General features: G+C 65.0%; 7 protein-coding genes. All 7 read left to right on the top strand.

Translation table 11 applies throughout. The features are described from left to right. Positions 1-686 precede the first annotated feature (686 nt). The 7 genes from E4V01_RS18170 to E4V01_RS18140 all read left to right on the top strand — a co-directional run bounded on the left by E4V01_RS18170 (position 687) and on the right by E4V01_RS18140 (position 8,956). The gene (locus E4V01_RS18170) at positions 687-1,997 is read left to right on the top strand and encodes a transporter substrate-binding domain-containing protein (protein ID WP_060768936.1); all 1,311 of its coding nucleotides are present in this window, start codon (positions 687-689) and stop codon (positions 1,995-1,997) included. Between the two features lie 66 nt (positions 1,998-2,063). Further along, entirely contained in the window at positions 2,064-2,948 is an 885-nt protein-coding gene (gene urtB / locus E4V01_RS18165; RefSeq protein ID WP_135299303.1) for an urea ABC transporter permease subunit UrtB, read from the top strand. Positions 2,949-3,016: 68 nt separating this feature from the next. Then, a complete protein-coding gene (urtC, locus tag E4V01_RS18160; protein WP_135299302.1) occupies positions 3,017-4,138 on the top strand; it encodes an urea ABC transporter permease subunit UrtC in 1,122 nt (373 codons plus the stop codon). 11 nt (positions 4,139-4,149) lie between these two features. After that, complete coding sequence (gene urtD, locus E4V01_RS18155) at positions 4,150-4,890, top strand: urea ABC transporter ATP-binding protein UrtD (protein ID WP_060768933.1); 741 nt, start codon at positions 4,150-4,152, stop codon at positions 4,888-4,890. A gap of 2 nt (positions 4,891-4,892) precedes the next feature. Continuing rightward, the gene (gene urtE, locus E4V01_RS18150; protein WP_135299301.1) at positions 4,893-5,591 is read left to right on the top strand and encodes an urea ABC transporter ATP-binding subunit UrtE; all 699 of its coding nucleotides are present in this window, start codon (positions 4,893-4,895) and stop codon (positions 5,589-5,591) included. A 365-nt stretch (positions 5,592-5,956) separates the two neighbouring features. Further along, positions 5,957-6,397: a hypothetical protein gene (locus E4V01_RS18145; protein WP_060768931.1), complete on the top strand. Its 441-nt coding sequence runs from the start codon at positions 5,957-5,959 to the stop codon at positions 6,395-6,397. A gap of 126 nt (positions 6,398-6,523) precedes the next feature. Next, a complete protein-coding gene (locus tag E4V01_RS18140) occupies positions 6,524-8,956 on the top strand; it encodes a N,N-dimethylformamidase beta subunit family domain-containing protein (RefSeq protein WP_135299300.1) in 2,433 nt (810 codons plus the stop codon). Positions 8,957-9,214: the final 258 nt, after the last annotated feature.

Genomic DNA, 9,214 nt, shown 5'->3' with positions numbered 1-9,214 from the left:
ACCCACCGGAGAGGCCTGCTGCGCAAGGGCGCTCACAGGCAGGCCGAACGCCAGGGCGCCGAGGAGCGTGCCGGCCGCCCGTGCCACTCGTCCGGGCCGAGCCGATCCTGGTTCCATTCCGTATCCGCCGCGTCGCATCCTACATTCCCCTTGCTGTGCTGATTGCGGCCAAGACTTCGCTGGTCTTTGAGGTTGTTGGATTGTGCGTTGCACAACCCTGCCGCTTCTGGGTCCGCATGACTGCCGAACGATCCGCAAGAGCCGTTCCACAGCCGATGACCGGTTTCTGGGTTTGTCGGCTGTCTGGCTGCCGGAGGCATTGGCCGCGGCGCCGTCCGATTCTCTTGCAGCATGATCAAAACCCGCGCTTTTGCGTATTTTTTGATCATATCCGTCTGGTTCTACTACGCTGACACTGGAGAGCCTATACGGTCAACTCCCAATTTGGTCTTTTTGGATTTTGCGGCATCTTGCTTGCACGGAGGCCACGGCCGGGGCGCGAGGGCCCGCCGAGCCCGCCGCCTTTGCCCGGGAGAAAAAAAATGTCCCACCAAGAAATACACTCTTGACGCAGTGCAAGGTGCCGCCGTAGCGTTTCTCTGCAGGATATAATTTTTACTTATTGAGCGTTGAGAGAAGTGTCCGCTCAAAAACGAGGCAACTGCACAATATTTAAGGGGAACGAGATGGATCTGACACGTCGGAAGCTATTGAAGCAGTCTTCGCTCGCCGCCGCAGCGATTGCCGCCCCGCACCTTTGGCTGCCGACGGCCCGCGAGGCCTGGGGCGCCACCTTGAAGAAGGGCGAGCCGATCAAGGTCGGCCTCCTGTTTTCCCTGTCCGGCCAGCTCGCGGTTCCGGAGGAGGACTCGACCCTGGTGATGCAGTACGCCATCGACGAGATCAACAAGAACGGCGGGATCGCCGGGCATCCGATCCAGCCGGTGATCGTCGATGCCAAGTCGGACTTCAACGTCTATTCGGAGAAGGCCAAGGAACTCATCATCCGCGAGAAGGTGATCGCACTGTTCGGCTGCTACACCTCGGCGAGCCGCAAGGCGATCCTGCCGGTGGTGATGTCGCAGAACAGCCTGCTCTACTATCCGACCTGCTACGAGGGTGCCGAATGCACCCAGAACACGATCTGCACGGGTCCGCTGGCCAATCAGCACTCGAAGGACCTGATCCCGTACATGGTCAAGAACTTCGGCAAGAAGGTCTTTTTCGTCGGCTCGAACTACGTCTGGCCGAAGGAGTCGAACAAGAACGCCAAGATCTGGCTTCAGGAGGCCGGTGGCGAGCTGGTGGGCGAGGAGTACATCCCGCTCGGCAGCTCGGAGTTCGGCCCTGTCCTCGGCAAGATCCGCGATGCCAAGCCGAACTTCATCTTCTCGACCGTCGTCGGCGCCTCCGACATCGCCTTCCACAAGCAGTTCAAGCAGGAAGGCTTCAAGGTCGATTCCATGCCGATCGCCTCGCTCACCACGGGTGAGATCGAGACCAAGGCGATGGGGCCGGAATTCGGCGCCGGGCACTTCCTGTCGGCACCCTATTTTCAGTCGCTCGACAACCCGACCAACCAGAAGTTCGTCGAGAACTTCCTCAAGAGCAAGTACGGCAAGAACGGCTCCACCCATTACAATATGGAGGAGACCTATCTCTCAGCCTACGTCTTCAAGGCTGGGCTCGAAGCAGCGATCAAGAAGACCGGCAATGTCGAGGAGGTCACCTCGCGCATGATCCGCGACGTCAGCGGCGGCGTGCGGGTCGAGGACGACATCTCGCCGGAAGGCCTGATCTGGATCGACGGCGACAACTTCAATTCCTGGCTCAAGCCGAAGATCGGCCAGTGTCAGGCGGATGGCAGCTTCAAGATCGTCTCGGAAGCCAAAGAGCACGTCGCGCCCGATCCGTACTCGATCTACCCGAATGCCGGGAAATGCACCGCCGCGGGTCTCGTCGCCCCCGACGGCAAGAGCCGCAAGAACGTCATCTGACGCGTTCCGCGCAACCGCTCCGGCCGCGCTTCTTCGCGGCCGGGCCTTCGCATTCACGGAGGTCCCGTGACGTCCCTCGACATCGCACCCTTTGCCAACGCCCTGGTGCTGGGGCTCAGCATCGCCAGCATCTGGCTTATCGCCGCGATCGGGCTGACGATCATCTACGGCACCGTCGGGGTCATCAACATGGCCCATGGCGAGTTCATCATGCTGGGCGCCTACACCTCCTACGCCCTGCAATCCTCCCTCGGCCTGCCGTTCCTGCTCTGCCTGCCCGCCTCGTTCGTCGTGGTCGGGCTGATCGGGCTCGTGATCGAGCGCGGGTTGATCCGCTACCTCTACAACCGCCCGCTCGACACGTTGCTTGCCACCTGGGGCGTCTCGCTCGTGCTGATGCAGGGCGTGCGGCTGATCTTCGGCTCCGACCCGAAATACATCGCCGTGCCGGAGATCTTCCAGAGCAACGTCGAATTGGGCTTTGCCAGCCTGTCGGTCTTCCGCCTCGTGGTGCTCGGCATCACCGCGCTCATCGTCGCCGCGACCGCCTACCTGTTCTACCGCACCCGCTTCGGCATGCAGGTGCGGGCGGTGATGCAGAACAAGGAGATGGCCGCCTCCTTCGGCATCAATGCCGACCGGGTCTACATGACGACCTTCGCCCTCGGTGCGGGGCTTGCCGGCATCGCGGGCTCGCTGTTCGGCGTGCTGGCGATCGTGCTGCCGACCATGGGCACGGCCTATGTGGTGCAGGCCTTCCTCGTCGTGGTGGTCGGCGGCGGCACGCTGATGGGCAGCGTCGCGGCAGCGGGGCTGACGGGCGAACTCCAGTCGGTCTTCGCCTTCATGGCCAACGACACCTTCGCGCGCTTCCTCCTCTACGTGCTGATCGTCGTGTTCCTGCGCTTCCGCCCTCGCGGCCTCTTCGCCGTCGCCAAGGGCCGCCGATGAAACGCCGCTCCGGGAGGCCCGCCGGCCTCTCCCTTCTTCCCGCCCGTCATGAAGAGTCTCACCCGCAGATGACGACGCGCAATCTCTATCACAGCAAGCCGGCGCAATGGGCGGTCTACGGACTGTTCTTCGTCAGCATCGCCCTGATCCCGGCCTTCGTCTCCGACGGCTTCCTGCTCAACCAGTTCGCCGTCTACGGCATCTACGGAATGCTCGCCCTCTCGATCAGCCTGTGCTGGGGCTTCGGCGGCATCCTCAATCTCGGCCAGGGCATCGCCTTCGGGCTCGCTGCCTACGGCATGGCCATGACCATGCAGATGCAGTCGCAGGATCCGGAGTCGAACCCGATCCCACCCTTCATGCTCAACAACAGCCTGGAGCACCTGCCCTGGTTCTGGCAGCCGTTCTGGAGCACCGGCGGCGGCATCCTGCTGGCGCTGATCGTGCCGACGCTGTTCTACGTCGTGTTCGGCACTCTGATGTTCCGCGCCCGCGTCTCGGGGCCGTTCTTCGCGATCATGTCGCTGGCGATGCTCTCGGCCTTCGCCACGTTGATCCTCGATATGCAGCCCTACACCAACGGCGCCAACGGCATCTCGCCGCCCGCACCGCTCAGCCTGTTCGGCACCGACATCGACCCCTACGGCCCGACCGCCTACTGGATCGTCTGCGGGGGGCTCATCGCCGTCACGGTCGGCGCAAAGCTGCTGACGCAGAGCAAGTTCGGCCTCGTCATCCAGGCCCTGCGCGGCGACCCCGAGCGGGTGCGCTTCCTCGGCTACAACGTCGCCCTCTACGAGACCTGCATCTACGCGATCTCCGGCTTCATCGCCGCGCTCGCCGGCTGCCTCTGGGTGATGCTGATCCAGTACGTCTCGCCGGCCCAGCTCGACACCACCTTCAGCATCGGCATGGTGATCTGGGCCGGGATCGGCGGGCGCCTGTCGCTGCTCGGCGCGATCCTCGGCGCCTTCCTGATCCAGGGCGGCCAGAGCTATCTCGGCGACCAGTTCCTGGCGACTTGGCTCCTGATGCTCGGCGCCTTCTTCATCGTGGTCGTGCGCTTCCTGCCCAAGGGGCTGGCGGGCCTCCTCGAGAAGGTGCTCGGCGCGCTCGCGCGCCAGCCCGGCAAGCACGCGCGGCCCGACCTGCCGCACGCCATCTCCGGTGCCCCGGCGGCGGGCGAGTAAGGGAGGGGATGATGGGCGTTCTCGAAATCCGCGACCTGCACAAGAGCTTCGGCGGCACCAAGGTCATCAACGGCTTCAGTCTCGACGTGACCGAACTGACTTTGTGCTGCCTCGTCGGCCCCAACGGCGCCGGCAAGACCACCACGATGGATCTCATCACCGGGCGCCAGAAGCCGACCTCCGGCTCCATCGTCCTGCGCGGTGACGACATCACCGCTTTGAGCGAGCATGAGATCGCCCAGCGCGGCATCGGCCGCAAATTCCAGGTCCCGGCGGTGTTTCGCGAACTCAGCGTGCGCCAGAACTTCGAGGTGGCCTACAGCCGCGAGGTCAACCCGTTCCGCAACATGCTGCGGCGGCGGCCCGCGGGCTTCTCGGCCAAGCTCGACGAGGTGGCGACGCTGACCGGCCTCAAGGACCGTCTCGACGTCGAGGCAGGCTTCCTCTCCCACGGCGAGACGCAGTGGCTCGAGATCGGCATGGTGCTGATGCAGAACCCGGCGATCCTGCTCCTCGACGAGCCGGTCGCGGGCATGACCGAATCCGAGATCGAGAAGACCATCGTCTTCCTCAACCAGCTCAAGCGCACCAACACCCTGATCGTGGTCGAGCACGATATGGGCTTCGTCCGGCAGATCGCCGACGTGGTCACGGTGATGCACATGGGCGCCTTCCTGGCGCAGGGAAAGCTCAGCGACATCGAGAACGACCCGCGGGTGCGCGAGGTCTATCTCGGCGAGCCGGAGGTCTGACGATGCTGCTCGATCTCGACCGCGTGACCTCCTATTACGGCAAGACGCCGATCCTGAAGGATGTCGGCCTCGGCCTGCCCGAGGGGCAGTGCCTGTGCGTGCTCGGGCGCAACGGGGTGGGCAAGACCACGCTGCTTCGCACCATCATGGGCCTGACCGACCGCACCTCCGGCGAGATCCGGATCGCGGGCGACGCCATCACCAAGGCGCCGACGCATGTGCGCGCCAAGTACGGCCTCGGCTACATCCCGCAGGGACGCCAGATCCTGCCGCACTTCACGGTCAAGGAGAACATCCTGCTCGGCACCTTCGCCCGCACCGACGGGCGCCAGGACGTGCCGGATCTCTGCCTCACCCTGTTCCCCTATCTCGCGCAGAACCTGCACCGGAAGGCCGGCCTGCTCTCGGGCGGGCAGCAGCAGCAGCTCGCCATCGCCCGGGCGCTCGCCACCAACCCGCGCATCCTGCTCCTCGACGAGCCGACCGAGGGCATCCAGCCCAATATCGTCGCCGAGATCGGCCAAACGCTGGGGCGGCTCAACAAGGAGTTCGGCATCACGCTGATCCTCACCGAGCAGCACATCAAGGTCGCGCGCAAGCTCGGCGACGCCTTCCTGATGATGGAGAACGGCCGCATCGTCGCCCGCGGGCCGATCGGCGAGATGACCGACGAACTGATCGAGCGGCACATGACGATCTGATCCGCGTCATGGCGAGGTGAGGCGCAAGCCGTCCGGGAGCTGTCCTGCCTGGACGGGTCGCGCCGCCGGGCCTTACAAGGACGGACACATCTTTCGAGCTCAGCGTAAAAAACGTTTCCTCACAAGAAAAACATGCTTGACCGATAGACTGGAAACGTCTTAAATTCAATCAACAAAGGCGGGCGGTGTATTCGGAATTATGTTTCCGAATACTATGGGGCGGTCTGCCCACATCTCAACTTCTCAGCGGGGCATCGCGGCCCCGCCGGAACGGGCCGCCCGCCGGATTGCACCGGCAGCGCGTGCGGGCCCGCAACCATCTCCCGCCGCAACGGCGCGGCCGGGACCCACGAGGAGCGACGACGATGGAACTGATCCCGAAGAAGGGCACGCCCGAGCGCGAGCGCCTGATCGCGGCCCACAAGGCCTGCATGGATTCGATGAAGGGCGTGGCCGGTAATTCGGTGGTGCTGTGCGAGACGCCCGGAGACACCACCGTGGTGACCGGCGGCGTCCACACCGACCCGGTGCTCAAGCGGGTGCTGCTGCGCATGCGCGGCGCGAGCCCAAAGGGCAAGCTGATCGTGATCTGTACCCAGGTCGATGCCGAATGGCGGATCGCCCGGCTCTCCGGCATTCGCGGCGTGCCCCCCGAATTCGTCGGCGACAAGATCTACACCGACGAGCAGGAAATCCAGCACGCCATCTTCCTGATGCGCCTCGACGAGCTCTCCGAGAGCTTCGGCTTCCCGGAAGACTATCACGAGGGCTGGAAGCGTAAGGACGACAACTGGCCGGTCACCTGAGCGGCCGAACCTTCGCCAGACCGTCGATCAGCGGGAGGCCGCAGGCGCCTCCCAGCGCCCCCTCGCGCAAGGACGCGCGGACCCGTCGGGGCGTGGACCAGAGACGCTCCCCAAAGGATTGACCCGATGACCACCATGAGGCTGACCGGCTACGCTGATAAATTCGGCGTGCATCCCGGCGATACGATCCAGTTCTACGTCAATTGCGACGGTCCGTCCGAGTACAAGGTCGAGATCGTCCAGATGATCAACGGCGACACCAACCCGCGCGGCCCCGGCTACATCGACAAGCCGGTCGAGGCGGCGGTCAACGGCACCTATGCGGGCAAGAAGCAGATCATCCACGGCGGCTCCTACGGCTACGTGCCGGACGCCAAGCCCTTCCACGTCGAGAGCTTCACGCTCCAGTGCTGGATCTGGCCGACCGCGCCCAAGACCCATCCGCGCTACTGGAAGCACGGGCCGCAGGGGCTCGTGACGAAGTGGTCGAACGAGTGCGGCTACGGCCTCTTCATCAACGAGGAGGGCTGCCTGGAGCTTCGCATCAACGAGCACCGGATCACGACCGGCGTGCCGCTGCGCGACCATGCTTGGCATTTCTGCGCCGCGACCTTCGACGCGGCCACCGGCACCGTCACGCTGATCCACGAGCCGCAGGTGGTCTACGCCCTCGATCCCGAGATCGCCCCGGTCGGGGCGAGCCTGAAGGTCGCGATCGCCCACGCCCCCGTCCCGGTGGCGCTCGGCGCCTATGTCGAGCGGCTGGCGCCGGAGGATCCGCTCGCCGCCTCCTCGAAGCCGGCCGGCGTGGTCTTTGCCGGCAAGTATAACGGCAAGATCGACAGCCCGCGCATCTGTAACCGGGCGCTCTCGCGCGCCGAGATCGAAATGATGAAGGCCGGCGCCCAGCCCGGCCTGACCGAGCGGCGCAATGCCGGCCCGACCGGAAAGCTCTCCGAGTGCATCGTCGCCGCCTGGAACTTCTCCGTCGGCATCGACACGCTGACGGCGAAGGACGAGGGGCCCTACCGCTTCGACGCGACCCTGGTGAACTGCCCCAACCGCGCGATGACCGGCTACAACTGGTCGGGCCAGAACTTCGACTGGAAGCACGCGCCGCAGGAATACGGCGCCATCAGCTTCCACGACGACGACGTGGACGACGCCCGCTGGGTCTCCGACTTCGCCTGGGCCGTGCCGGAGACCGGCGTGAAGAGCCGGTTCTACGCCGCCAAGCTGACGACGGCCGAGGGCGACGAGGAGTTCATCCCGTTCTGGGTGGTGCCGCGCATCGGCCAGGAGACCGCCAAGATCGCGGTGATGGTGCCGACGATCAGCTACATGGCCTATGCCAACGAGCACGTGGCCTGCAATGCGGGCGGGGCGGAACTGTTCGTCTACCGCGTGCCGATCATGCAGCAGCAGAACATGTTCCTGTCCGAGCACCGCGAATACGGCGGCTCGATCTACGACACCCACACCGACGGCACGGGTATCTCGATCTCGTCGCGCCTGCGGCCGATCCTGTCGATCCGACCGAAATACGACCACTTCCTCGCCCAGGCGCCGTGGCAATACCCAGCCGACCTCCACCTGATCTACTGGCTGGAGACGATGGGCTACGAGTACGACATCTTCACCGACGAGGACATCACCTACGACGGGCTGGCGCGCATCGAGAACTACAACGTCATCATCACCGGCTCGCACCCGGAGCACAATACGGGAACCCAGCTCGACGCGCTCCACAACTACACGCAGCGCGGCGGCCGGCTCATGTATATGGGCGCCGACGCGTGGTACTGGGTCCACTCGTTCCACCCGGGCTACGAGGACAAGGGCCGCGGCATCGTCACCGAGATGCGCCGCTGCGAATCCGGCATCCGCACCTGGCGGGCCGATCCGGGCGAATACTACCATCAGGGCACGGGCGAACTCGGCGGGATGTGGCGCTTCCGCGGGCGCTACCTGCACGCGGTGGCCGGCGTCGGCATGTCGTCCGAGGGCTTCGACGTGTCGAGCTACTTCTCGCGCACACCGGATAGCCTGGACCAGCGCGTCGCCTGGGCCTTCGAGGGCATCGACTACGACGAGAAGCTCGGTAATTTCGGTCTGGTCGGCGGCGGCGCGGCGGGTCTCGAACTCGACATCGTCGACACCATGCTGGGTTCGCCCCCGCACACCCTGACGGTGGCGACCTCGGCCGGGCGGCACACGGAGGCCTACCTCCTCGTCATGGAGGATTTCGGCTTCAATCAGCAGGGGCTGGACGGTACCACCCATCCGCGGGTGCGCGGCGACATCGCCTACCACGAGACCCCGAACGGGGGGGCCTGCTTCGCCTTCTCCTCGATCGCCTATTGCGGCTCGCTGCCGTGGAACAACTGCGACAACAACATCTCGCGGTTGACCAAGAACGTCCTCGATCGCTTCGCGATGGACGGACCGCTGCCGGCCCCGCCTTCGAGCGCGATCAAGCACCGCGGCCGGGCCGATTACGACCCGACGCCGATGGAGCATCGCAGCCGCAAGGAGCGCGGCGAGCCGCTGCCGGCCTGAGACCTGTTGGTCCCCGCCATGGCGGGGACCGCTTCGACGCTCCGTCCTCGCCTTCCTCGGGCGGAGCCCCGGTGGCAGCGCCGTCAGCCCCCCGTGCGCTGCCACCGGTCCCTTTACGGCTCGGAGCGCATTGCGACGAAGTAGAAACCGGTTCGTCGAAAGAATGCGCTTCGAGACAAAGACATAGAGACGTCGACCTGATGCAGTCAGGTCGGGTGGGGCTCTGGCGCGGGATTGCAAATGATGACAATTTGAGTT

The organism is Methylorubrum sp. Q1, from assembly GCF_004683995.1.
GTDB lineage: Bacteria > Pseudomonadota > Alphaproteobacteria > Rhizobiales > Beijerinckiaceae > Methylobacterium.
The sequence above is the reverse complement of the archived record's forward strand: the minus strand, read 5'-3'. Positions and strand labels throughout refer to the sequence as shown.